Genomic DNA, 22,147 nt, shown 5'->3' with positions numbered 1-22,147 from the left:
GAAACCGAAGGCTTCTCATCCGCAGTTTCCGGATGGAAACCTTTCCTAGCTTGCCGCCATTTCCGTTCCGGTCTCCCGCTGCTGCACGGAGCCGGTCAGGTTTTCCCGAAGTTTTTCCGCCATCCGCTCATTAACCCCTTTGCTGCAGTACTCATGGGCAAAACGGATCGCGTTCTTTATCGCTTTGACGTTGGATCCACCGTGACAGATCATGCCGACACCATCGATCCCCAAGAGCGGCGCCCCGCCGTATTCCGCATAGTCGACCTTCTTACGGAAACGCATGAAGGCAGATCTAGAAAGCAGGTAGCCAATTTTTGAAAGAATACTCGCCTTGATCTCTTCTTTCAGCATGGTTCCAACCGCTTCGGCCAGACCTTCCGAGAGTTTCAGCACGATATTGCCGACGAAGCCGTCGCACACCACGACCTCTATCGTACCGGCAAAGATGTCGCGCCCTTCGACATACCCCGAGTAGTCAAAGGCAATATTTTTCAACAGGGCATTGGTTTCCCTGGTCAGTTCGTTTCCCTTGCTATCCTCTTCGCCGTTGGAAAGAAGACCGACCCTGGGACGGCTGATCCCGAGGACATGGCGGGCATATACCTCGCCCATGATGGCGAACTGCACCAGATGCAACGGCTTGCAGTCCACGTTGCCCCCCACATCGAGAACAACGGTATGGCCGTGCAGGGTGGGGAATACCTGGGCAATTGCCGGCCGGTCAATCCCCTTCAGGCGCTTCAGGACAAACATGCCTGCGGCCATGGTTGCACCTGAATTGCCGGCACTCACGACCGCATCGGCCTTCCCCTGCTTCACCTGTTCAAAGGCGACGCGAATGGACGAGTCCTTTTTCTTCCGAATGGCATCGGAAGCGGAGTCGTGCATACCCACCACTTCACTGGCGTGATGTATGGTGATATCCAACCCCTTAACCGAGTGCTTGGCAAGCTCTGCACGCAAGGATTCCGTGTCCCCGACCAGCATGATGGGGATGGAGAACTCTCTGGCAGCCGCCACGGCCCCCGCGACCTCTATTGCAGGGGCATTGTCGCCCCCCATGGCATCAACGGCAATTCTCATAGAATCTGGCGACGTTACGGACAACACAGGGAATAGAGCTTATAGTTCTTCAGTCTTGATGACTTCCTTCCCCTTGTAGGTGCCGCATGCCGGACATGCACGATGGGGAAGCTTGGTCGATTTGCACTGAGGGCATACGGATGACGCCGACGGCGTGAGGAAATCATGGGCTCTGCGGAGATTTTTACGGGACTTGGAGGTTTTCTTCTTGGGTACTGCCATGGCTACTCTCCTTTACGTGCAACAGTAAGATTTTTCAAAGTGCTGAAGGCAAAACCGGCGCCTGCCGGAGGGCAGGTGCACGGGTTGGTATTCAGATCGGCACCGCAGGTAGCGCAGAGCCCCTGGCATTCAGCCTGACAAAGGGGCTTGTAGGGGAGCTCCATGATGACCTGCTCAGCAATCTCGTGGGTGAAATCGATCTCGTCACCAACATAGGTGACCGATACGAGATCCTCCTCTGCCAGTTCCACTTCCTCATCCATGGGAATGTCCCCGGCCGGGGAATAAAAAATGGTAAAACCTGACACGATATCACGGGTAAAATCCGAGAGACAGCGCGAGCAGTTAAGCCTTACAACAGTCTGTACCGTGCCTTTGACCCGGATATGGTCATACTCCCTGACAACATGCAGGCGAATCGCCAGGGGAGCCAGGAATTCGGCTTCTCCGCCATCCTGAAGGGCCAGCAGGTCCTGATACCCTGCAACAGCCTCGTCCGCAGCAAGATCCCGCCCCTCGTCCCTTATGTCGGCAACACGAACTTTCACGACTGTTTATGGCTCCATGTCAAAGTTTTGCAGTATAGTCATGACAGTCCGATTGTCAAGGAAAACATTCCCCTGAAAGCAAGGGTGACGCAGTATTATCCATCACCGGGTATTTTGCAAGAATAATGAACTGTGCCCAGTGAGAAGACACAGTCCGGATTGCTGGTCGCTTTCGGGAAGAAGTAGCCACGATTCAAGCCTTACAAACGTAAAATGGCCGATCAGAAGATCGGCCATTTTACGTTTAAATACCCACCATGTAGCGGCTACAACTGCCCCATAAATCTATGTGTTTGAGGGATAACCCGTACGCCGGAAAGGGTCTGTGAGGCCAGTTCCTGAAACTCCAACAGTTTCAGAGGAGAAACGGCAACGACGCCCCCACTGCTGGTAACCGGCTGAATGATAAAGGGGATATCTTTCCGGACCTGGGCAACAATGGTGCAGGCCCGCTGCAGTTCCCACTCTTCCGTAGTGTCAGTGACCACCACCTTGACAAAGATATCCTTACGACTGCCAATCCGCAAAAAATCGAGATGTGTTTCCCACCGGATTTCACAACCAGTGGCAGAAGGAAGCTTGATATCCATACCGATCATGGAGACATTGTCAATTACCAGCTCCAGGGCTTGGGGCAATAGACCGTTGGTCTCCAGATAGACGGGCAAACAGGTGATGAGATCGGGAAGGATTACCCGGAGAGTCTCCGGATGCATGAGCGGCTCGCCGCCGGTCAGACTGAGGGAGTGGTGAATGTCGGGCCACCCCCGGTTCCAGCGCTCCAAATGTGTCAGAATACGCTCGAAGGGAACAGGGTTGGCAACATCGACGAAATCGCGACGTCCCGGACTGTTTTCCAGCAGACAACGTTCCGGAAGCTCCTCATGGCAAGTGTCGCAATAGGCACAGGCAATATTGCAGCCCCATAGACGGAGAAAAACCTGGCGCAGACCGACCAGCATCCCTTCCCCCTGAATAGAGGAAAAGAGCTCTACGACGGGGAGAGTGATTTCGCTATTCCTCGCTGTAACTTGCGCAGGCAAAGTCGGACTCCCAGACCGTGATAGTTTCCACCTTGATGTTATCGGTGTTCAGCTTGCTCGAGAGTTCCCTGAAGAGAAAACGTGAGATATTCTCCGACGACGGCGAAAGCCCGCTGAAGGGGGGCAGTTCATTGAGATATTTATGGTCCAGCGTCTTCAGAAGCTGGTTGGTTTCCGCCTTGAGGATCTTGAAGTCAATGCCGAGTCCGGCTTCATCGAGCCCACCGGCACGAACCGTCACCTCGACACGCCAGTTATGCCCGTGCAGGTTCTCGCAGTCTCCTTGATAATTAATAAGGCAATGGGCAGCGGCAAACGAGGTAAGTATCTTCAGTCGGAACATGCTATCCCCCTGATCAAAATCATCGACTGGGGCGCATCATACCATGAACAGCAGGTTATAGCCAGCGGAACAAGGGAGTTTGTAACGGGAGTGTAAGGGCAACGTCAGTTGCCACCCTCCTCCTTCACCATCAGGAGAAAGGCATCTACGATTAGGGGATCAAACTGTACACCGCTCTCTGCCGAGAGGTATTCCCGCACCTTGTCGATCGGCCATCCCTTGCGATACGGCCGGTCCGAGCGGAGAGCATCCCAGACATCCACCACGGCGAATATCCGGGCAGCCAGCGGAATCTCGTCTCCCCTTAACCCGCGGGGATAACCGGAACCATCCCATTTTTCATGGTGGCAAAAGGGAATATCGAGGGCGTGCTCCAGATACGATATGGAAGACAACAGGGTATATGCATAGGCAGGATGCTTCCGCATGATCTCCCATTCCGCCATATCGAGGGGCCCAGGCTTGCGGAGAATACTGTCCGGAATACCCATCTTGCCGATATCGTGCAAAAGGGCTCCGCGACGAATATGGACCAATTCCTCATCGTCCACCGCAAGGCATTGTGCCAACCGTACGGTCAGATCCGTAACGCGCTGGGCATGCCCTTCCGTCTCCTGGTCCCGAAGATCGAGAGCTTTTGACCAACCTTCCAGGGTTGTATCGTAGGCGAGGCTCAGTTCGGCATTGGAGCGCTCCAGATTGTGAAACATGGAGGAGTTGTCGATGGCTATTGCAGCCTGTCCGGCAAGGGTTTCCAGGAACTCAAGCCATTCCTCATCATGAGGCAGTGCTGACTTGCTGAACACGATGAGTACGCCGGTCACGGTCCCTTTGGCTATCAGGGGAACGGCGTAGCAGCTCTTGAAGTCTCCCTGACAGACTGAACCCATCTCCCCCAAATCCAGAACAACGACCGTTTCCCGTCGAGCAACTGCCTGGCGGGAAACTATCTCACCCGGACATCCCTCCGAGCATAACCGCACATTATGAGTACCGACGCATGCCGTCACGGTGAAATTGTCTGTCTGCTGATTTCTGAGCAAAATGGCGGAACCATCGGTATGGAGCTGTTCGGAAACCTGAACGAGGATAGTGTCCAGGGTGATCGAAAGATCAAGATTGGCAGTAATGGCTTGGTCGATGCTTCGCAACGTCGCCAGTCGCTGGAGTTGCCTGGTAATCTTTTCTTCCTGCCGCTTTCTTTGCGTAACATCCCTACCGGTGGAGACAAAGTGCGAAATCAAACCCTTACTGTCCCGAACCGGTGTAATGATCTCTTCCTGATAGTACAGCTCGCCATTTTTTTTCTTGTTGATGAATTCGTTCCTGAACACCTTCCCGGAAAGAATGGTTCCCCACAGCGAGGAATAGAACGCCTCGTTGTGGGCGCCTGACCTGAGGAAGGAGGGAGTATTGCCCAAGGCCTCGAACGCACTGTATCCGGCAAGGTTCTCAAAGGCCGAATTCACGTACTCGATTATGCCGTCCTGATTGGTTATCATAACCGTGTCAGCCGTCTGTTCCACGGCACTGGAAAGCTTTTTCAGAGCGATATCAGCCAGCTTACGCTCCCGGCGGACAACCGCCTCCCGCAGTTCTCGCTCGATTGCCGGAATCAGCCGTGTAAGATTCCCTTTGACGATGAAGTCGTGGGCACCAGCCTTGAGTGAGTCAACCGCAATATCCTCGCCGACCTTACCTGAAACGATGATAAATGGCAGGTCGATGTCAAAGGATTTCACCAACTCAAGAGCCCGTGGTGCACTGAATTGCGGCATCATATAGTCAGCGATCAACAGGTCCCACGATGTGGAGCGAAGAGCTTGCTCCATGTCTGACGCAGTGTCGACGCGCAAAAACGTGACATCGTAACCGCCACGGCGCAATTCCCGCAACAGCAGTTCGGCATCATCTTCGGAATCTTCGATTATGAGCAAGTGTAATGGTATGGCCATGCCTGGGGACCGTTACCTCTTCGGCTAGAAAGTTTTTATCTCTATCGGTAATGTCTTCGCACACTTTAGCCGCTGTTTCATTTATTCAGCATTCCACAAAGATTTATTCTTCAGTTTGCGTTTTGGCCGCCGATAAACAGCCCATACGGAGGTGCAGTATGGGTGCTTATTTCTCAGGATTCAATCGAAGCGAAGAGGTTACGTTCGAGGAACGTCAATTCATCCGGGCGATTTGCGAGGAGTACGCAAAAAAAGCGACTCAGCCCGTTTCTAACGGTGCGAAGAAATCATCACCATTTGCCCAGGTATTGGAAGGGATCGAAAAGAATAGCGGCAAAAAAATCTGATTCATGACGCTTTATATCCATTGTCCAAAAGGCCCGGTGTTCCTGCATCGGGCCTTTTGCATTCGATAATGGACAAATGTTTTCGGGTGGGGTAAGAATCGTCTGCATCAGATGACCATACGTGGAGGAAGAGCATGCAGAAACTGTTCGTGATCGGCTGCGGCGATATCGGCCTGAGAACTGCCAGAATGGCCAAACAGCAAGGTATCGAGCCTACCGGACTGGTTCGCTCGGCAGACCATGCCGAACGCCTGACGCGCGAGGGTATCCATGCGATGTTGGGCAATCTGGACGAACCCGAGTCTCTGCGCAAACTCGACCTGTCAGGTTCTCTGGCGCTCTATTGCGTCCCCCCTCCCGGGGGCGGCATCACCGATCCGCGGGCGGAAAACTTCTGTGCCGCTCTGTCCGCAGCTTCAAAACCTCTAAAACTGGTCTATCTTAGCACCAGTGGCGTCTATGGTGACTGTGGCAAGACACTGGTTACCGAAGAAACCGTACCCAACCCGCAAACGGCCAGGGCAAAAAGGCGCCTGGCAGCCGAGCAGACCTTCCTGCGCTGGGGTGCCGAGCACGGCGTGGCGATCGTCATACTTCGGGTCACCGGCATCTATGGTCCCGGCCGCATCCCCATGGACAAAATCCTGGGCCGCCATCCCCTTCTCAATGAACATGAAGCCCCTCTCACCAACAGAATCCACGCCGATGACCTGGCAACGGTCTGCCTTGCGGCCCTCCTCAGGGGAGAACATGGAGAGATATTCAATGTGAGCGATGGCGAATCGAGCACCATGACCGCATATTTCAACGCCATTGCCGATATGATGGGGGTCCAGCGCGCGCCGCAGGTCTCGCTGGTAGAGGCCAGGGGGGTCATGACTCCGCTCATGTTTTCCTATATGACCGAATCACGTCGTATGGACAACAGGAAGATGCTGGAACGACTCGGGGTAACGCTCCGTTATCCGACTCTGGACAAAGGGCTGAAATCGGTCTTTAGTGAAACAGGGGGAGGGCAAGGAGAATCGTAGGAACAAATGGGCGGAGTCCCTCAGTCACGCGGGACTGAGAGTGTCACCTGCGGGCAGTTGAAACCCGCTGGCGGACAGCCTCGAACAGGCTGATACCACCGGCAACCGATGCATTCAGCGAAGCGACCCCCCCCAGAAGCGGAATGGCATACAGCACATCACAATGCTGCTGCACCAGCGGCCTGATCCCCTCCCCTTCACTGCCGACGACCAGAACAACGTTGCCGGTCAGATCCTGATCGTACAACAACGACTCTGCCGTTGCTGCCGCGCCGAACACCCAGAATCCGGCTTCTTTCAGTTCGTCGATGGCGTGGACGACATTGGTCACCTGAGCTATCGGTACGGTTGCGGTTGCCCCGGCAGCCGCCTTTTCGGCAGCAGGAGTGACCCCTACCGCCCGATCCCGGGGAATGATGACTCCTTGCGCCCCGGCACAAGCGGCGGTCCTGACCAGCGCCCCCAGGTTGTGCGGGTCCTGAATACCGTCGAGCAGCAGGATAAGCCCCGTGCCAGCATGCTCCCGGCAGGTGGCCAGAATCTCCTCGAAGGCGGCATACCGGAATGCCTCGGTGCGCAGCACTACCCCCTGATGGTGCTCGGAACCGCAGAGACGGGTCAGGTCCTGCCGTTGGCGGCGGCGTACCGACACGCCCGCTTCTTCAGCCAGGGCGACAATCCGGGCCAGCCGCTGCTCTCCGGCCTGTTCGGCAACAAACAGTTCAAAGGCCCTTCGCTTGCTGCGAAGGGCCTCCCTGACCGGGTTGATCCCGTAAACGATCTCGTCCTTGTGTCCTTCGCCCATTTATCTACCTACCTCTCCGCACCTTCTACAATCTCGGTCAGAATCGCCTCAGCCGCAACAACCGGATCAGGGGCTGCGCTGATGGGGCGACCGATCACCAGGTAGTCGGCGCCGGCCCTGACCGCCTCAACCGGCGTCATGATCCGTTTCTGATCGTCCGCTGCGGCAAAGGCCGGCCTGACGCCGGGGGTGACGATCAGGAAATCCGGGCCACACGCCTCGCGGATAAGCGTAACCTCCCGGGGAGATGCAACGACACCGTCAATGCCGGCCTTTTGGGCCAGAGTGGCAAGGCGGACCACCATCTCCGGTACCGGCAGCTCGATGCCAACGCCACGCAGAGTCTCCTCGGTCGACGACGTGAGGATCGTCACTGCCAGGACCTTGGCCCGCTCTCCTCCCTTGAACTCACCATCAAGGGTTTCCATGGTCTTCGCCATCATCTCGTAGCCGCCGAGGGCATGGAGATTGAGGAGCTTCACCCCCATGCGGGCAGCCTCCAGAGAGGCCATGGCAACGGTATTGGGGATGTCGTGATATTTCAGGTCGAGAAACACCTCTCCCCCGTGCTTCTGGATCAGACGGACTGCCGCCGGGCCGCAGGAGGTGAAGAGCTGCTTGCCGACCTTGAACATCCCGACCCGGCCGGCTATGAGGGCGGCCCATCGTTCAACGTCGCTGAACTCGTTGACGTCAAGGGCGAAGATGATCTTTTCTCTGGCCTGTTCTCTGGTCACACACAACCTCGCTAAGGATTCAATGCCGCAGCAACGGTCGTCCGCACCTTTGCCACTGCATCCTCAATGGAAAGGAGTTCAACAGTGCCGCTGCGCCGTTCTTTCAGCTCCACCTTGCCGTCCACCAGATTCTTGCTCCCCACCACAATCCGTAGCGGGATGCCAACCAGGTCCGCATCCTTGAACTTGACACCGGGCCTCTCATCCCGGTCATCCAGCAGGACTTCCACCCCGACAGCGGCGAGTCTGTTGTAGATATCCTCGGCCGCAGTCCTGACCGTATCCTCCTTGGGATTGACCGAGGAGACGATGCAGTGGAACGGTGCAATGGGGATCGGGAAAACGATGCCGTTCGCATCGTGATTCTGCTCGATGCAGGCCGCAACGGTCCGGCCGATGCCGATGCCGTAGCACCCCATGAAGATGACCTGCTCCTTGCCGTCCGCATCGAGATAGGTGGCGTTCAGCGCCTTGGAATACTTTACCCCCAGCTTGAAGACGTGTCCCACCTCGATCCCGCGCCAAACCTCCAGCAAACCGTCCGCACAGCGGGGGCAGTGGTCGCCGGCCGTAACGGTGCGGATATCGGCATGGCGGGTCACACTGAAATCGCGGCCGGGAGTGACGCCGGTAAAGTGCATATCCTTTTCGTTGGCACCGATGACCGTATTGACCATCCCTTCGATGGTCAGATCGGCCAGTACCGGCACCTGTACCTTCAGACCGATCGGCCCGAGGAAACCGACCGGCGAGCCGGTAATGCGCAGGATATCCTCCTCGCTCGCCATCTGGATCTCGATCCAGCCAAGGGCGTTCTTCAGCTTGATCTCATTCAGCTCATGATCGCCCCGGACCAGGGCCATGGCCGCCTGACCTTCACCGTCCGTGTAGACCAGGGTCTTGATGGTCTCCTGCTCGGGCAGGCCGAGGAAACCGGCCACATCACTAATGGTCTTCATGTTCGGCGTTGCCACCTTCTGAAGCGGTTGCAGCCCGGTCCCTGCCGGTCCGGCAGTAAGGCGCGCTTCCGCCTTCTCCACGTTGGCAGCGTACTCGCAGGCACTGCAGGAGACAATGGCATCCTCGCCGGAATCAGCCAACACCATGAATTCGTGGGAGTAGGAGCCACCGATGGTGCCGGTATCCGCTTCAACGGCACGGTAGTTCAGGCCGCAACGGGAGAAGATGCGCCGGTAGGCCTGGTACATCTTGTCATACGACAGATCGGCCGCCTGCTCGTCCACATCGAACGAATAGGCATCCTTCATGATGAACTCACGACCCCGCATCAGGCCGAAGCGCGGACGGATCTCATCCCGGAACTTGGTCTGGATCTGATAGAGATTCAGGGGGAGCTGGCGGTAGCTCTTGACCTCGCGGCGAACCAGGTCGGTCACCACCTCTTCGTGGGTCGGTCCGAGACAAAACTCGCCGTCCTTCCGATCCTTGAAACGGAGCAGCTCCTTGCCGTAGAACGCCCACCTGCCCGACTCCTGCCAGAGCTCGGCAGGCTGGACCGACGGCATCAGCAGCTCGATGGCGCCGGCCCGGTTCATCTCCTCGCGGACGATCTGTTCCACCTTGCGGATAGAGCGAAGCCCAAGGGGAAGATAGTTGTAAATACCGGCCGCAAGCTTCCGGACCATGCCGGCCCTGAGCATCAGCTGGTGGGAGATGACCTCGGCATCGGCCGGGGTTTCCTTGACGGTCGGGATGAAGTATTGACTGTATCGCATTGAAAGACCTCTATATTTTATTGGCTAGGGGTACGGGGCTCAGGGCTCGGAACCACCGACTGCCTTTGCGGCCTTGAGTACCTCTTCAACCAGGGCATCGGCCATCTCGGCCTCGGGCACCTTGCGGACGATCTCGCCGTGGCGGAACAACAGCCCCTCGCCGCGACCGCCGGCAATGCCGAAATCCGCCTCCCTGGCCTCGCCGGGGCCGTTCACCACACACCCCATGACCGCAACGGTGAACGTGTCCTCCAGGTTCTGCAGCCGCTTCTCGACCTCTTGCGCAACCCGGATCAGATCGATCTGGCATCGTCCGCAGGTGGGGCAGGAGACAAAGTTGATCCCCCGTTGCCGAAGCCCCAGGGCCTTCAGGATCTCGTATCCGACCCGCACCTCGTCTTCGGGGTCGCCGGTCAGGGACACCCGCAGGGTATCACCGATCCCGTCGGCCAGGAGGATGCCGAGACCGACGGAGGACTTGATGGTGCCGGAAAAGATCGTTCCCGCCTCGGTGATGCCGATATGGAGGGGATAATCGACCCTGGCGGCAAGAAGCCGGTACGCCTCCACGGTCTTGACGACATCGGAGGCCTTGAGAGAGATCTTGATCTGGTCATACCCCAACTCCTCAAGGATACGGATGTGCCCCATGGCCGACTCCGCCATGGCCTCGGCCGTCGGGTGGCCGTACCGCTCCAGGAGTTCCTTTTCCAGCGAACCGGCATTGACGCCGATCCGGATCGGCACCAACCGTTCCCGGGCCGCGTTGACCACCTCTTCCACCTTCCAGCGCTCGCCGATGTTGCCGGGGTTGAGACGGAGCCCATCGATTCCCCCCTTGAGCACGGTCAGGGCCAGCTTGTAATCGAAGTGGATGTCGGCAATGACCGGAATGGGGCTGGCCCCCTTGACGGCAGCCAGGGCCTCGGCTGCCGACTGATCCGGTACGGCGCAGCGGACGATCTCGCAACCGGCAGCGGCCAGTCGTTGGATCTGTGCCAGGGTGGCGCTAACGTCACGGGTGTCGGTGTTGCACATGGACTGCACCGAACAGGGTGCCCCGCCGCCGACGGGCACCGAACCGATCCTGATTTGACGGGTTGTCTTTTTCATAAGCGCGCATAGTAGCCGGATTGGCAGGGCAAAGTCAAGGTTATGGAAACAAAACAGCCCGGACAAAACCGGGCTATTTTGTTCAGTGATATACGGTGAAACCGGCGATCAGACGAGTCCCATGGCCACCATGGCATCCGCCACCTTGATAAAGCCGGCGATGTTGGCCCCGAGCACGTAGTTGCCGGGGGCGCCATACTCTTCGGCAGTCTCGAAGCAGTTCTTGTGGATACCGACCATGATCTCTTCCAGTTTTTTCTCGGTAAACTCGAAGGACCAGGCATCCCGGCTGGCGTTCTGCTGCATTTCCAGGGCCGACGTGGCCACACCACCGGCATTGGCAGCCTTGCCCGGGCCGTAGGCAAGCTTGGCGTCGAGGAACACCTTGACCCCTTCCGGTGTCGTCGGCATGTTGGCACCTTCGCCAACCGCGATGCAGCCGTTCTTCACCAGGGTAGCGGCATCCTTGCCGTTGATCTCGTTCTGGGTGGCGGAAGGCATGGCAACCTGGCAGGGGATCTCCCAGATGTTGCCATTGGGAATGTACTTGGCATCCTTGTGGAATTGCGCGTAATCCTGAATCCGCCGCCGCTCGACCTCTTTCAACTGCTTGATCAACTCCAGGTCGAGCCCTTTTTCGTGATAGATCACCCCGTTGGAGTCGGAGCAGGCCACGCACTTGCCGCCCAGTTGGTGGATCTTTTCGATGGTATAGATCGCCACGTTCCCGGAGCCGGATACCAGACAGGTCTTGCCGGCAAAGGAATCTTTGCGGGCCTTGAGCATTTCGTGCACGAAGAAGGTGGCGCCGTAACCGGTCGCCTCGGTCCGTACCAGCGAACCGCCATAGTGCAGCCCTTTCCCGGTAAGGACACCGGCCTCGTAACGATTGGTAATCCGCTTGTACTGACCGAACATGTAGCCGATCTCGCGGCCGCCGACCCCGATATCCCCGGCCGGCACGTCGGTGTACTCGCCCAGGTGACGGTAGAGCTCGGTCATGAAGCTCTGGCAGAAACGCATGATCTCGTCGTCGGACTTGCCTTTCGGATCGAAGTCTGACCCGCCCTTGCCGCCGCCGATCGGCATGCCGGTGAGGGAGTTCTTGAAGATCTGCTCGAAACCGAGGAACTTGATGATCCCCAGATATACCGAGGGGTGAAAACGCAGCCCCCCTTTGTAAGGCCCAAGGGCGCTGTTGAACTCAACCCTGAATCCCCGGTTGATATGCACTTCACCATTGTCGGCCTGCCAGGGCACCCGGAAGATTATCTGGCGCTCCGGCTCACAGATCCGCTGAATGATCTTCCGGTCCGCGTATTCAGGATGCTTTACCAGCACCATCCCGAGAGACTCGATTACTTCCCTTACGGCCTGATGAAACTCCACCTCGCCCGGATTGCGACGGAGCACTTCCTGATAGATTGCCTCGATCTTTTCGTCCATGAGTGGTGTCACGATATACTCCTCCTGTCTAAAATTGTAGCCCTTGCCTGCTCATTAAATAACCAGCCAAGCGACAACTGCCCACTTGGAAGGCCATATGCCTGCAAAACGTGCACCATTCGCCACAATACTGCCTACATAATAATCAAAACAAGACTTTCAGTGGGTTGCAACTGCTCACCAAATTGGCAAAGACATGGCTGAGTACATAACATACAACGCCCACTGCACATAATGTAACCACCTTACTCAACAAGATTCGATTGACTTTTCCAGCATCATGCACGAAGGTTTAGGGCATGAAAGCTAAACCGCGCGGGAATACCCAGCAAAAACCGGAAGTACGCAAAGGAGAGGTCGTCGAGATAGCGCTATCCTCTCTTGACGATGAAGGATATGGCATTGGGGCGTGTGGAGACCGGCGCATCAGGATATTGGGCGGGTTGCCGGGTGAACGTCTCCTGGCGCGCATCGACCATGCCGGCATGCGGACAGTGACTGGCCATGCCACCAAGATTCTTGCCCCTTCGCCCGACCGGATCAACCAGATACCGTGCAAACATTGGCCGGCATGCGACGCCTGCTCATTACTTCACCAGGCGTATCCGGCACAACTGGCCTGGAAACAGAAGCTCGTTGCCAATCAACTCAGGCGGCATGGAGAGCTGGCCCAGGTGGTGATCCGGGACATACTCCCCTCGCCGTCTCAACTTGCTTATCGAAACTCGGCCAAACTGGTCGTGGGCGGCAAGGCCGCGAATCCCGTCATTGGCATCTACCGCCGGAACAGTCACGACGTCCTCGACCTGGCCGATTGCCCGCTGCATCACCCGCTCATCAACCGTATTGTCGCTGCCGTCAAGGAAGGGATCAGCAAAGGGAAGGTCCAGGTCTACAACCCGGCGAGCGAGATGGGGCTGCTGCGCTACCTGGTGGTCAGGGTGGCAGAAGCGGAAGAGCGGGCCATGGTGGTATTTGTTACCTCGCAAAGGAATTTCAACGAGATCCACCACCTGGGACGCTTTGTCCAGCAGGCCGTACCCGAGGTCAGATCGATATGGCAAAATGTGAACGCATCTGCGGGTAACGTCATCTTCGGGCACCAGAGCCATCTGGTTGCAGGTGACAAGACCCTTACCACCACGCTGGACAGCAGACGCTACCACCTCTCGCCACGTTCATTTTTCCAGGTAAACAGCGGCGGTGCCAGTCTGATCTACCAGCAGGTGCGATCATGGGGGGCACTGACCGGCAGGGAAAACGTGGTTGACTGTTATTGCGGGATAGGTGGCATAGCCCTGACCGTTGCCAAAGAAGCCGGGTCAGTGCTCGGTTTGGAAGTGGTTGATGCAGCAGTGGCGGACGCCAGGGAGAACGCCCGCCTGAATGGCATACGCAATTGCAGTTTTGAGGCTGGCGACGTGGGAGAACTGCTGGCCGATCTCCGCGAAGAAGGCGTACACATAGATTTGCTCATTCTGAACCCGCCCCGCAAAGGGTGCGAAGAACAGGTATTGAATGAAGTGGCCAGACTCAAGCCTTTACGGGTGATCTACGTGTCCTGCTCACCCGCCACCCTGGCCCGTGACCTGGCCTGGCTCGCCAGAAACGGCTACCGGCCGCTGGAAGTCCAGCCCGTGGATATGTTCCCCCAAACCGGGCATGTGGAGAACGTTGCGCTACTGCAACGGGAACGCTCGCCAGCCTAGTCGACATAGCTGTCGTCAGTCTCCGCATCGAAGATGGCGATCAACGACTCCTCATTGAAGGGAAGCTCCTTGGTGACCGTACCTTGCACGTCGGTCCACAGCAGGATATCTTTCCCGTCCCTCACGGTGCGGGTCACGACCTCGCCGGCCACCCGCCGCACCTGATCCCACATCGCGTCGCTGCTCAGCAGCTCGAAGCCGTCAATCACCTGATCGTCCCTCAGGTTGCCCAGAAAACGGTCCAGCAGATCGAAATCAAGGAAGTCCTCTTCTTTGCGCCAGAATTTGATGAAGGAGTGGTCGCTGTCTCTCAGCTCACTGATAGCCTTGGTCAGTTCGTAGCCTGTCATACTAACACCCCCTTTCTAGCACAATTTTAGCGTAGTTAGGTGGCGCCTGCAACAAGCTGTGATTCATGCTTCAGTGGTCGGGCAGCAGATGCGGTCCAACCTCCTTCTGTTCCGATATCGTGAAGCATGGCGGCAATGCCTATGTCATGGGCAGGCACAGACACCCCCCTACTCCGCAACACTGTGCAGGAACCACGTCTCACTCATAGGTTTTCTTCAGCAAGTGGCAGGCAAGTGCAACAAGGAGGAGCAATCCGACTACCAAGGCGCCCCATACCTTACGCTGATGTTGTTCGTTTTGACGGTCAGTCAGGAAGGTGCGCTGCGCATCCAGCTCTTTGCCGATGGCAGCCTCTTCACCAACAACCCGATTGACATCCACATTATGAAACAGGCGGTGATAGCGATTTTTCAGCGCGAACAATTTCTTTTCCTGTTCAGCGGTGTCGACCCCCTTTTGCCGCAGGCGGGCCAGATCGCGTTCCATCTGGACGATCCGACTTTCGTTTGTCGCCATTGCCTCCTTGATGGCCCCGGCCCGGGCGTACGGGTGACAACTGCTGCACCGCTTTTCATTGATCAGATCCAGGGTAACTTTCCGAACATCATGGCTGCCGTGACAGGTAACGCAGGTCGGCCCTCCCCTTCCCAGGGCCCGGCCATGGGCACTGTTCAGATAGTCATCGCGGATGCCCACATGGCATCGGCCGCAGAAAGCCGGTACTGCCGCTTCCTTGGGTGCCCCGAGAAATCCGCGTTCTGGGCTCATGGCATTGACACTGTCGCTGGGGTCCCCACCGTGACAATGGTTGCAGGAGATGCCATTCTGGGCATGAATGCTGTTCTGCCAGGCCACAACCGGTCGCCCGCCCTTCCCTTGCTGGCTGGCGTGGCAGGAAAGGCAAACGGGCTTGTTTACCGGTTCGGCAGCGACAGCGGACTGAACAACCAGCATCAAGGCGATACCGGCGAAGGCAATGGCAGAAAAGCCTCTCGACAATATACGACAGATCATGAGTAATGCCCCCAGATCATTAGCCCCAGATACGCGATTATGCCACCGACCGCTCCACAGAGAAAGAGCGGTCGCTTCAGTGGGTGCCGCTCCCTGCCCCGGTCGATAAAGGGAAGCAGGGCCAGAAACGTCATGGCCGCTCCCTGCACGGCCAACCCCAGGAACTCGCTGGGAAACAGTTTCAGGGTCTGATAGTTGGGCAGGAAATACCATTCCGGTTTGATGTGGGCCGGCGTCAAGAGCGGGTTGGCCGGCACAAAGGCGTCGGCCGGGAAAAAAAGGTACGGATTGAAGAAGACGATCGCCAGGAAAAGGGCCAGGTAGATGGCTGTTGCGGTTGCATCAGCCAGCACGTAGTTGGGGAAAAATGGAATCCCTCCGGGGTGGCCTTCATGCCGATACCTCTCACCCTGCCACGAGTTGGTGGTATCGGGGATTCCGAATGGGGGCGTTGAAACGCCGGTCCGCTTCAGAAAAAAGAGGTGGGCACCAACCAGGGCACCAATGCCCAGAGGAATGACCGCCACATGGAGCACGAAAAAGCGGCCAAGGGTCGGCGGGCCGACCAGCGCCCCCCCCCTGACGAACTCCATCAGAAAACCGCCAATGACCGGAATAGCACCGATGCTGCTGGTGGCGACAGTGGTGGCCCAGAACGAGAGCTGGCTCCAGGGGAGAAGGTACCCGGTCAGGGAAATTCCCAACACCAGGTTGAAGAGCAGGAACCCGGAAAGCCAGTTGAGTTCCCGCGGCCGCTTGTAACTCCCCATGAACAGCACGGACAGGAGATGGAAGAGCAGCACGACGACCATCAGGTTTGAGCCGACCGCATGTGCCATCCGGATCAGCCAGCCAAAGGGCACCTCGTTCATGATGGCAGTAACACTGGTAAAGGCCTTGTCGGCCGACGGCACATAGTAGACCAAAAGCAGGATGCCGGTCACGACCTGGAGCGCGAAAATGGTCAACAGGACGCTCCCCAGCGAATACCAGCAGTTGATATTGCGGGGCAGCAGGTACCCGGTCAACTCGCGCTCAATGACCTCACCGATCCCGATCCGGACATCAAGCCACCTGTACAGACGCTTCAAAAGCATCATAAATCATCCCTCCGGCAGATACCGTCACCCCACCCGTGCCACACCATCCGCGATGGTAAACGGTATGGCTTCGAGCGGTTTTGGCGGCGGGCCACTCAACACCCGGCCGTCCACCCCGTAAAGACCTGCATGGCACGGGCAGAGAAACTGTCCCTTTTCCTTCTGCCATTGAACGATACAGCCCAGGTGGGTGCAGACTGCCGAGCGAACAACCACCGCCCCCCCCGAAAGCTTCACCAGGACAGCGGCCCTGCCGGCGTAGTCGAAAAACTTGGCATCCCCCTCGGCGAGCCGGTCCAGCGGGATTTGCACCAGGTTCCCGTTGTTCGCCGAAGAGCGGGGAGCAAGGTAGCGGACCAACGGGTAGAGCACACCACTGGCGCCCAAGGCGGTCAACAGTGCCAGGAAACCCTGCAGAAAAGTTCGTCTGGTATTCGATTCCATAAGCCCACTCCATTCTCCGGGACCAATATCTTCACATGCTTATCATGAATGGGAACAAAGTCAAGAATGGTGGGGCTTGATGGTACTTTTTGCTTGCCTTGCCCAGGCATTTTCGCTACTCTTACGCGACTTTAATGTCGTCCATACCGATCCTGGGAGGCTTCACTACATGTACAAAGAAGCAGGCAAGACAAAATTCCAGATTGACCTTCGCCGGCACCTGCGCGAACAAAATATCAGCGACAACCTGATACATCTTATCTGCGAAATCGCCGAAGCCAGCAAGTACGTGATAAATGCCGTCCGCACCGGCGATCTCGGTGTGGCGGGTACCTCCAACCTGTACGGCGAGGAGCAGCTGGCGCTGGATGTCCTGTCCGATAGGATCTTACGCAAACGGCTGATCCATTCGGGTGTTGTCTGCAACATCGCCTCAGAAGAAATGGACGAAATCTACCAGGCACAGGGAAGCGCCGAAGGACTCTATTCAGTCGCCTATGACCCGTTGGACGGCTCCTCCCTGGTGGATGTGAACCTGGCGGTAGGCACCATCGTATCCATCTATGCCGGCTGCGACCTCCTCCAGGAAGGCCGCAAGCAGGTTGCGGCAATGTACCTCCTCTACGGACCGCGGGTCTCGCTCGTATACTCGGTCGGCAACGGTGTCCACGAATTCACCATGAACCAACTCATGGAATTCACCCTTAGTCGGGAGAACATCACCATGAAACCGAGCGGAGACATCTATTCGCCCGGTGGTCTCCGCAACAAATATACGCCCGGAAACGAAAAATTCGTCAACTATCTGGAAGCCAAGGGGAGCAAGCTTCGCTACTCCGGTGGCTTTGTGCCGGACATCAACCAGATTCTCCTGAAAGGGAAAGGGATCTTCTTTTACCCTGCCCTCAAGGACGCTCCGAAAGGAAAACTCCGGCTCCTGTTCGAACTGAACACCATGGCGTACCTCGTGGAAAACGCCGGCGGGGCGGCAAGCAACGGTACCATGTCGATTCTGGACATCAAACCGGAAAGCCTCGATCAGCGCGAACCAATCTACATCGGTTGCAGTGAAGACGTTGCCAAGGCAGTTGAATTCCTGAAAGGCTAACCTGAGAGGGTGTCATGACGGAAAAAAAGAATCAACAAAGGCTCTGCAGTGAAATCCAGCTTTTCGATCTCTGCGAACTGGATGTCTGTGGTCACAAGGATGGTCGTTACTGCACCAAAGGGGATCTCATTGCCCGCTTCGAGGCGATAGCCGATGAGGAGGAGAGAAGCCCCGACCAGTTCCTTGCCGAAGAACTGGATGATGTGGAAGGAGCCGATGATCTCGGCTACGACGAAGCCTACGGCGTTGACGAGTACGGCGAGGAAGACGAGGAATAACATCTCAAAATAACCGCTACCGGCGGTTATTTTTTTTATCCGTTGCAGCCTAAAGTTACCGCTTCCCATGTCGATATTCATGAGAAAAATGTCACCAGGAGTCCATCCGTGAAACCTAAACTGCTGATCGTCGACGACGACCTCGATATTCTGAAAATGCTCCAGAATTCTTTTGCCGGCGAAGAGATGGACGTCACTATCGAGACTGACAGCACGACGGCTCTACAGCGGATAGTTTCGGACCGGCCCAATGTGGCGATATTCGACATCAACATGCCGCGGAAATCCGGCCTGGACCTTCTCCTGGAAGCGAAAAAGGTCGATTCGGCCCTGGCCATCATCATTACCTCCGGCCAGAAGACCACCCAGAATGCCATCGAGGCGATGAAGCGCGGCGCCTACGATTACATGACCAAGCCACTGGACCTGAAAAAACTGAAAAACAACGTCCAGAAGGCGCTCGAGTGCAACCTGCTCAACAGGAAGGTACGCTTCACCAGGGACCGCGAGCTTCTGACCGATGAGCACCTGGATGAAGACATCATGATCGGCTCCTCGCCGGAGATGATCGAGATCTGGAAAATGGTCGGGAAGATCGCCGACTCCGACGCCACGGTCCTGATCCAGGGAGAGAGCGGGACCGGCAAGGAACTGCTGGCCAGGGCCATCTACGACAACTCCAGGCGCAAGAACCGGCCGTTTCTCGCCGTGAACTGCGCCGCTCTGCCGGAGAACCTCCTGGAAAGCGAACTCTTCGGCCATGAAAAGGGGTCCTTCACCGACGCCCATGCCCGGCGGATCGGCAAATTTGAACAGTGTAACGGCGGCACCATCTTTCTCGACGAGATAGGTGAGATGAGTCCGGCCAGCCAGGGAAAGCTCTTGCGGGTCCTGGAAAACCAGGAATTCGAACGGGTCGGCGGAAACGAAACCATCAAGGTGGATGTCAGGATCGTTGCCGCCACCAACCGTTCACTCCTCCAGGCGGTAAAGGAAAAGACCTTCCGACTCGATCTCTTCTACCGGCTCAGGGTGGTCACCTTCTTTCTCCCCCCACTGCGCGATCGGAGCGAGGACATTCCGCTACTCACTGAACTCTTCATCCGGCGGTTCTCGCGTAAATACAGCAAGCAGATCAAAGGGATCGCGCCCAAGGCAATGGAGAATCTTTCGACCCATGCCTGGGAGGGAAACATCCGCGAACTGAAGAATGTCATCAATTCCGCCGTTGTCCTATGCAAAGGCGATCTCCTGATACCCGACGACTTCGAGTCGTTCCTGGAAGCCAGGGCAGGCTTCAAGGAGATCGACCTGGATGCCGCCGGCGACGACTACTACCAGGTATTCACCTGCATGCTGGAGCCGATCTTTGATGGTCTTTGTCAGAAAAACAAAGGGTCCATCTATGACAATGTCAACATGGGGCTGGAAAAGGCACTGATTCAAATGTCCATGTCCAAGGCCAACAACAACCAGGTGCTGGCAGCCAAACTCCTCGGCATCAGCCGCAATACGTTGCGCGACCGGCTGGAGAAATATCATATCGGCAGTTAGCAACCACCCGGCACAGAGATGAAATGGGAAAGGCCTTTCAGGAAGTTGTCCTGAAAGGCCTTTCCCACTGGAGCATTATCATCGAATTTCCGTAATAATTACAGTCAACTATCACACTTTTTCAAACAACCCGGCCTTCAAGTCTTCCTGTACCTGTAATCTGGCCTTGTAGTGCAGCAATTTTCCTGTCGCCGTCATGGGCAGCTTGTCTACGAAGCTGTAGTATCGGGGGCGCTTGTAGTTGGCCAGCATCGGATGCTGTACACAGAATTCGTCCAGCTCTTTTGCCGTGAGCGAGTCGCCGGATTTCACGACGTAGGCAACCACCACCTGTCCCCACTTCGGGTCCGGCATGCCGATCACCAGGCTGTTGGTCACCACGGGATGCTCGTTCAGGACAGCTTCAACCTGAACCGGGTGTATGTTTTCGCCACCCGATATGAACATGTCGTCTTTTCTGCCGACCACGGTCAAATATTCGTCCTTGTTCCAGGTACACAGGTCGCCAATGTAGAGCCATCCTTTGTAATATTTGGCCTTTGCATCATCGGGTCTGTTGACGTAGGTAAACGAACATTTACTGGCAGCTCGTACGACAACCTCGCCGACTTCTTCGTTGTTTTTTTCCACATAGTCGTCAGGCTCGGCCAACCGGTCCGGATACACCTTTACTACCGCCATGTCGTCATCGGTGCACGAGCGACCCGCAGCCCCTGCCATGTCGGGAAGGTCGTACGGACGAAGGAACGTATTCCAGAACGCTTCGGTACTGCCATAACCGTTGAATATGTTCGGGGTAAGCACTTCCTGGAACTTGATGCATGCCGCACGTTCCAGAGGGGCTCCCATAGTCACGATCCCCTTCAAACGGCTGAGGTCGCGCTGTTTCTTGAGTTGCTCGTCACAAAGAGCCGCCAGTGTTACCGGCGCCCCGACGAGGAAGGTAATGCCATGCTGTTCGGCAAGGTTCATGACCGTTGCCGCATCGAAATGACGTAGCGGAACCAGCTCGCCGCCCACATAGAGAGTCGGATTCGGCCCACCGGCGTACAGCCCTCCCCGGTGGAACCATGGTGTCATGTTCATCGTCTTGTCCTGCGGAGAGAGCGGAAAGTGCATGATGACATCATGGGCGCTGAAGATTTCGTTGATATTGTTCAGCGGAACCCCCTTGGGCCGCCCCGTCGTGCCGGAGGTATAGAGACGCGTCACCTCGTCGTAGATATGGGTGGGACGGTGGATGCCCGGTTCCGTGACCGGCTGGTTTCGGACGTACTCGTCATAGGACACGGCGCCGGCGAATGGCTTCGACGTGCCGAACGTGTTGACCATGACAACCGTTTTCGGTTTATGCATAGCACTGTTCAGCGCCTGTTCCGCCGTGGCTGCATCTGCCGCGTCGTAAAAAAAGACCTTTGGCTTACTGTCGTCAATAATGCTGGCCGTCTCACCATAGGACAGGCGGAAGTTGATCGGGCAGTGTATGGCGCCCAGTTTTTGTGGTGCCAGATACACAAACACCCATTCCGCGCAATTGTACAACTGGTACATCACAACATCGGTCTTAACGACGCCGTCATTCTTGAGGGCATGGGCAAGGCGGTTACACTCTTCATTAAGCTCCCGGTAGGTCCATTTTCTTTCCCGCAGATAACAGGTCAGGGCTGTCCTGTCCGCATATCGGTGGGTGTTACGCAGAAAGCCATTCAGATAGGTAAAGTCGTTTTCAAACGTGTCCTGGAACATTGAAATATCGTACGTAAATTGCCGGCTCTCTGACATGTCGTTACTCCTTTGTCGTGATTGTGGACTGCGTGGTACTTACCTCTGGCTCCATTGACTATGTAACTCCTGCCCTTTTCTCCCCGTTACTGAAACAGCAGAGCGCGCCCTGTGACCATGCGGGTGATCTGGTTGGTCCCGGTGTAGATCTGCGTCAGCTTGGCGTCCCGCATCATCCGCTCCACGCTGTTCTCTCGCATGTACCCCGACCCGCCCAGCACCTGAACCGCGTCGGTCGTTACCTGCATGGCCGTGTCGCTCGCCAGGGTCTTGGCCATCCCGCCGTACACGGTCGCCTTTTTGTCGTGTTCGTCTACCAGTTCCGCCGCCTTTCTGGTCAACAGCCGCGACGCCTCAACTGCCGTGGCCATGTCGGCGATCATGAACTGGATCGG

Annotated in this window: 23 protein-coding genes; 6 read left to right on the top strand and 17 right to left on the bottom strand. The window is 56.7% G+C overall.

What is annotated here, in order from left to right:
• Nucleotides 1-45: 45 nt before the first annotated feature.
• From plsX to JN12_RS07165, 6 genes are all read right to left on the bottom strand, one after another.
• The gene (gene plsX, locus JN12_RS07190) at nt 46-1,086 is read right to left on the bottom strand and encodes a phosphate acyltransferase PlsX (protein ID WP_145020399.1); all 1,041 of its coding nucleotides are present in this window, start codon (nt 1,084-1,086) and stop codon (nt 46-48) included.
• Nucleotides 1,087-1,125: 39 nt separating this feature from the next.
• A complete protein-coding gene (rpmF, locus tag JN12_RS07185) occupies nt 1,126-1,308 on the bottom strand; it encodes a 50S ribosomal protein L32 (RefSeq protein WP_145020396.1) in 183 nt (60 codons plus the stop codon).
• Nucleotides 1,309-1,310: 2 nt separating this feature from the next.
• Nucleotides 1,311-1,856 carry a YceD family protein gene (locus JN12_RS07180; RefSeq protein ID WP_145020393.1) on the bottom strand — a complete coding sequence of 182 codons (546 nt, stop codon included), beginning with the start codon at nt 1,854-1,856 and terminating at the stop codon, nt 1,311-1,313.
• Nucleotides 1,857-2,122: 266 nt separating this feature from the next.
• The gene (locus tag JN12_RS07175; protein WP_145020390.1) at nt 2,123-2,818 is read right to left on the bottom strand and encodes a 7-carboxy-7-deazaguanine synthase QueE; all 696 of its coding nucleotides are present in this window, start codon (nt 2,816-2,818) and stop codon (nt 2,123-2,125) included.
• A 52-nt stretch (nt 2,819-2,870) separates the two neighbouring features.
• On the bottom strand, nt 2,871-3,242 hold the full coding sequence (queD, locus tag JN12_RS07170) for a 6-carboxytetrahydropterin synthase QueD (protein ID WP_145020387.1): 372 nt from the start codon (nt 3,240-3,242) through the stop codon (nt 2,871-2,873).
• Nucleotides 3,243-3,346: 104 nt separating this feature from the next.
• Nucleotides 3,347-5,197, bottom strand: a complete 1,851-nt coding sequence (locus JN12_RS07165; protein ID WP_145020384.1) for an HD domain-containing phosphohydrolase — start codon at nt 5,195-5,197, stop codon at nt 3,347-3,349.
• A gap of 158 nt (nt 5,198-5,355) precedes the next feature.
• Here JN12_RS07165 and JN12_RS07160 point away from each other — a divergent pair, with 158 nt between their 5' ends.
• Nucleotides 5,356-5,544, top strand: coding sequence for a hypothetical protein (locus tag JN12_RS07160; protein ID WP_145020381.1), 189 nt, complete (start codon nt 5,356-5,358; stop codon nt 5,542-5,544).
• A gap of 134 nt (nt 5,545-5,678) precedes the next feature.
• Nucleotides 5,679-6,575, top strand: coding sequence for an SDR family oxidoreductase (locus tag JN12_RS07155; RefSeq protein ID WP_145020378.1), 897 nt, complete (start codon nt 5,679-5,681; stop codon nt 6,573-6,575).
• 43 nt (nt 6,576-6,618) lie between these two features.
• Here JN12_RS07155 and rlmB read toward each other — a convergent pair whose 3' ends face one another.
• The 5 genes from rlmB to gdhA form a co-directional block, all read right to left on the bottom strand.
• The gene (gene rlmB, locus JN12_RS07150; RefSeq protein ID WP_145020375.1) at nt 6,619-7,380 is read right to left on the bottom strand and encodes a 23S rRNA (guanosine(2251)-2'-O)-methyltransferase RlmB; all 762 of its coding nucleotides are present in this window, start codon (nt 7,378-7,380) and stop codon (nt 6,619-6,621) included.
• A gap of 8 nt (nt 7,381-7,388) precedes the next feature.
• Nucleotides 7,389-8,117 carry an orotidine-5'-phosphate decarboxylase gene (pyrF, locus tag JN12_RS07145; protein WP_145020372.1) on the bottom strand — a complete coding sequence of 243 codons (729 nt, stop codon included), beginning with the start codon at nt 8,115-8,117 and terminating at the stop codon, nt 7,389-7,391.
• Between the two features lie 11 nt (nt 8,118-8,128).
• Nucleotides 8,129-9,853: a proline--tRNA ligase gene (locus JN12_RS07140; RefSeq protein ID WP_145020369.1), complete on the bottom strand. Its 1,725-nt coding sequence runs from the start codon at nt 9,851-9,853 to the stop codon at nt 8,129-8,131.
• 39 nt (nt 9,854-9,892) lie between these two features.
• Nucleotides 9,893-10,966 carry a flavodoxin-dependent (E)-4-hydroxy-3-methylbut-2-enyl-diphosphate synthase gene (gene ispG / locus JN12_RS07135; RefSeq protein ID WP_145020366.1) on the bottom strand — a complete coding sequence of 358 codons (1,074 nt, stop codon included), beginning with the start codon at nt 10,964-10,966 and terminating at the stop codon, nt 9,893-9,895.
• Between the two features lie 108 nt (nt 10,967-11,074).
• Nucleotides 11,075-12,424, bottom strand: coding sequence for an NADP-specific glutamate dehydrogenase (gene gdhA / locus JN12_RS07130; RefSeq protein WP_145020363.1), 1,350 nt, complete (start codon nt 12,422-12,424; stop codon nt 11,075-11,077).
• Nucleotides 12,425-12,711: 287 nt separating this feature from the next.
• On the opposite strand from gdhA, the gene rlmD reads away from it, so the two are divergent.
• Nucleotides 12,712-14,121 carry a 23S rRNA (uracil(1939)-C(5))-methyltransferase RlmD gene (gene rlmD, locus JN12_RS07125; RefSeq protein ID WP_145020360.1) on the top strand — a complete coding sequence of 470 codons (1,410 nt, stop codon included), beginning with the start codon at nt 12,712-12,714 and terminating at the stop codon, nt 14,119-14,121.
• On the opposite strand, the gene JN12_RS07120 is transcribed toward rlmD, so the two are convergent.
• From JN12_RS07120 to JN12_RS07105, 4 genes are all read right to left on the bottom strand, one after another.
• The gene (locus tag JN12_RS07120) at nt 14,118-14,471 is read right to left on the bottom strand and encodes a hypothetical protein (RefSeq protein ID WP_145020357.1); all 354 of its coding nucleotides are present in this window, start codon (nt 14,469-14,471) and stop codon (nt 14,118-14,120) included. The genes rlmD and JN12_RS07120 overlap by 4 nt on opposite strands.
• Before the next feature lie 199 nt (nt 14,472-14,670).
• Nucleotides 14,671-15,486 carry a multiheme c-type cytochrome gene (locus JN12_RS07115; RefSeq protein WP_145020353.1) on the bottom strand — a complete coding sequence of 272 codons (816 nt, stop codon included), beginning with the start codon at nt 15,484-15,486 and terminating at the stop codon, nt 14,671-14,673.
• Complete coding sequence (locus JN12_RS07110) at nt 15,483-16,586, bottom strand: cytochrome b (protein WP_145020349.1); 1,104 nt, start codon at nt 16,584-16,586, stop codon at nt 15,483-15,485. The genes JN12_RS07115 and JN12_RS07110 overlap by 4 nt, the downstream gene beginning before the upstream one ends.
• A gap of 24 nt (nt 16,587-16,610) precedes the next feature.
• Nucleotides 16,611-17,030, bottom strand: a complete 420-nt coding sequence (locus JN12_RS07105) for a QcrA and Rieske domain-containing protein (protein WP_145020345.1) — start codon at nt 17,028-17,030, stop codon at nt 16,611-16,613.
• Between the two features lie 169 nt (nt 17,031-17,199).
• Between JN12_RS07105 and JN12_RS07100 the strand changes: the two genes are divergently transcribed.
• The 3 genes from JN12_RS07100 to JN12_RS07090 all read left to right on the top strand — a co-directional run bounded on the left by JN12_RS07100 (nt 17,200) and on the right by JN12_RS07090 (nt 19,970).
• Entirely contained in the window at nt 17,200-18,138 is a 939-nt protein-coding gene (locus JN12_RS07100; RefSeq protein WP_145020342.1) for a class 1 fructose-bisphosphatase, read from the top strand.
• A gap of 14 nt (nt 18,139-18,152) precedes the next feature.
• Complete coding sequence (locus JN12_RS07095) at nt 18,153-18,416, top strand: hypothetical protein (RefSeq protein ID WP_145020339.1); 264 nt, start codon at nt 18,153-18,155, stop codon at nt 18,414-18,416.
• Between the two features lie 108 nt (nt 18,417-18,524).
• Nucleotides 18,525-19,970 (top strand): sigma-54-dependent transcriptional regulator, encoded by a 1,446-nt coding sequence (locus JN12_RS07090; RefSeq protein ID WP_145020336.1) that lies wholly within the window; start codon nt 18,525-18,527, stop codon nt 19,968-19,970.
• A 111-nt stretch (nt 19,971-20,081) separates the two neighbouring features.
• Here the strand turns inward: JN12_RS07090 and JN12_RS07085 are convergent, their stop codons facing one another.
• Both JN12_RS07085 and JN12_RS07080 read right to left on the bottom strand, forming a co-directional pair.
• On the bottom strand, nt 20,082-21,752 hold the full coding sequence (locus JN12_RS07085; protein WP_145020333.1) for a class I adenylate-forming enzyme family protein: 1,671 nt from the start codon (nt 21,750-21,752) through the stop codon (nt 20,082-20,084).
• A gap of 86 nt (nt 21,753-21,838) precedes the next feature.
• On the bottom strand, nt 21,839-22,147 hold a 309-nt coding region (locus JN12_RS07080; protein ID WP_281287719.1), incomplete at its 5' end, for an acyl-CoA dehydrogenase family protein.

It is taken from the genome of Geobacter argillaceus, assembly GCF_007830735.1.
GTDB lineage: Bacteria > Desulfobacterota > Desulfuromonadia > Geobacterales > DSM-12255 > Geomobilibacter > Geomobilibacter argillaceus.
This window is presented reverse-complemented; position numbering and strand designations above follow the sequence as displayed.

What these genes read in the sequence shown, in the direction of transcription:
- JN12_RS07115 (WP_145020353.1), bottom strand. Translation starts at nt 15,486, where the DNA reads ATGATCTGTCGTATATTGTCGAGAGGCTTTTCTGCCATTGCCTTCGCC.
- JN12_RS07155 (WP_145020378.1), top strand. Translation starts at nt 5,679, where the DNA reads ATGCAGAAACTGTTCGTGATCGGCTGCGGCGATATCGGCCTGAGAACT.
- plsX (WP_145020399.1), bottom strand. Translation starts at nt 1,086, where the DNA reads ATGAGAATTGCCGTTGATGCCATGGGGGGCGACAATGCCCCTGCAATA.
- JN12_RS07120 (WP_145020357.1), bottom strand. Translation starts at nt 14,471, where the DNA reads ATGACAGGCTACGAACTGACCAAGGCTATCAGTGAGCTGAGAGACAGC.
- rlmD (WP_145020360.1), top strand. Translation starts at nt 12,712, where the DNA reads ATGAAAGCTAAACCGCGCGGGAATACCCAGCAAAAACCGGAAGTACGC.
- JN12_RS07105 (WP_145020345.1), bottom strand. Translation starts at nt 17,030, where the DNA reads ATGGAATCGAATACCAGACGAACTTTTCTGCAGGGTTTCCTGGCACTG.
- JN12_RS07140 (WP_145020369.1), bottom strand. Translation starts at nt 9,853, where the DNA reads ATGCGATACAGTCAATACTTCATCCCGACCGTCAAGGAAACCCCGGCC.
- queD (WP_145020387.1), bottom strand. Translation starts at nt 3,242, where the DNA reads ATGTTCCGACTGAAGATACTTACCTCGTTTGCCGCTGCCCATTGCCTT.
- JN12_RS07165 (WP_145020384.1), bottom strand. Translation starts at nt 5,197, where the DNA reads ATGGCCATACCATTACACTTGCTCATAATCGAAGATTCCGAAGATGAT.
- JN12_RS07175 (WP_145020390.1), bottom strand. Translation starts at nt 2,818, where the DNA reads ATGCTGGTCGGTCTGCGCCAGGTTTTTCTCCGTCTATGGGGCTGCAAT.
- JN12_RS07110 (WP_145020349.1), bottom strand. Translation starts at nt 16,586, where the DNA reads ATGATGCTTTTGAAGCGTCTGTACAGGTGGCTTGATGTCCGGATCGGG.
- rpmF (WP_145020396.1), bottom strand. Translation starts at nt 1,308, where the DNA reads ATGGCAGTACCCAAGAAGAAAACCTCCAAGTCCCGTAAAAATCTCCGC.
- JN12_RS07160 (WP_145020381.1), top strand. Translation starts at nt 5,356, where the DNA reads ATGGGTGCTTATTTCTCAGGATTCAATCGAAGCGAAGAGGTTACGTTC.
- rlmB (WP_145020375.1), bottom strand. Translation starts at nt 7,380, where the DNA reads ATGGGCGAAGGACACAAGGACGAGATCGTTTACGGGATCAACCCGGTC.
- ispG (WP_145020366.1), bottom strand. Translation starts at nt 10,966, where the DNA reads ATGAAAAAGACAACCCGTCAAATCAGGATCGGTTCGGTGCCCGTCGGC.
- JN12_RS07085 (WP_145020333.1), bottom strand. Translation starts at nt 21,752, where the DNA reads ATGTCAGAGAGCCGGCAATTTACGTACGATATTTCAATGTTCCAGGAC.
- JN12_RS07095 (WP_145020339.1), top strand. Translation starts at nt 18,153, where the DNA reads ATGACGGAAAAAAAGAATCAACAAAGGCTCTGCAGTGAAATCCAGCTT.
- JN12_RS07100 (WP_145020342.1), top strand. Translation starts at nt 17,200, where the DNA reads ATGTACAAAGAAGCAGGCAAGACAAAATTCCAGATTGACCTTCGCCGG.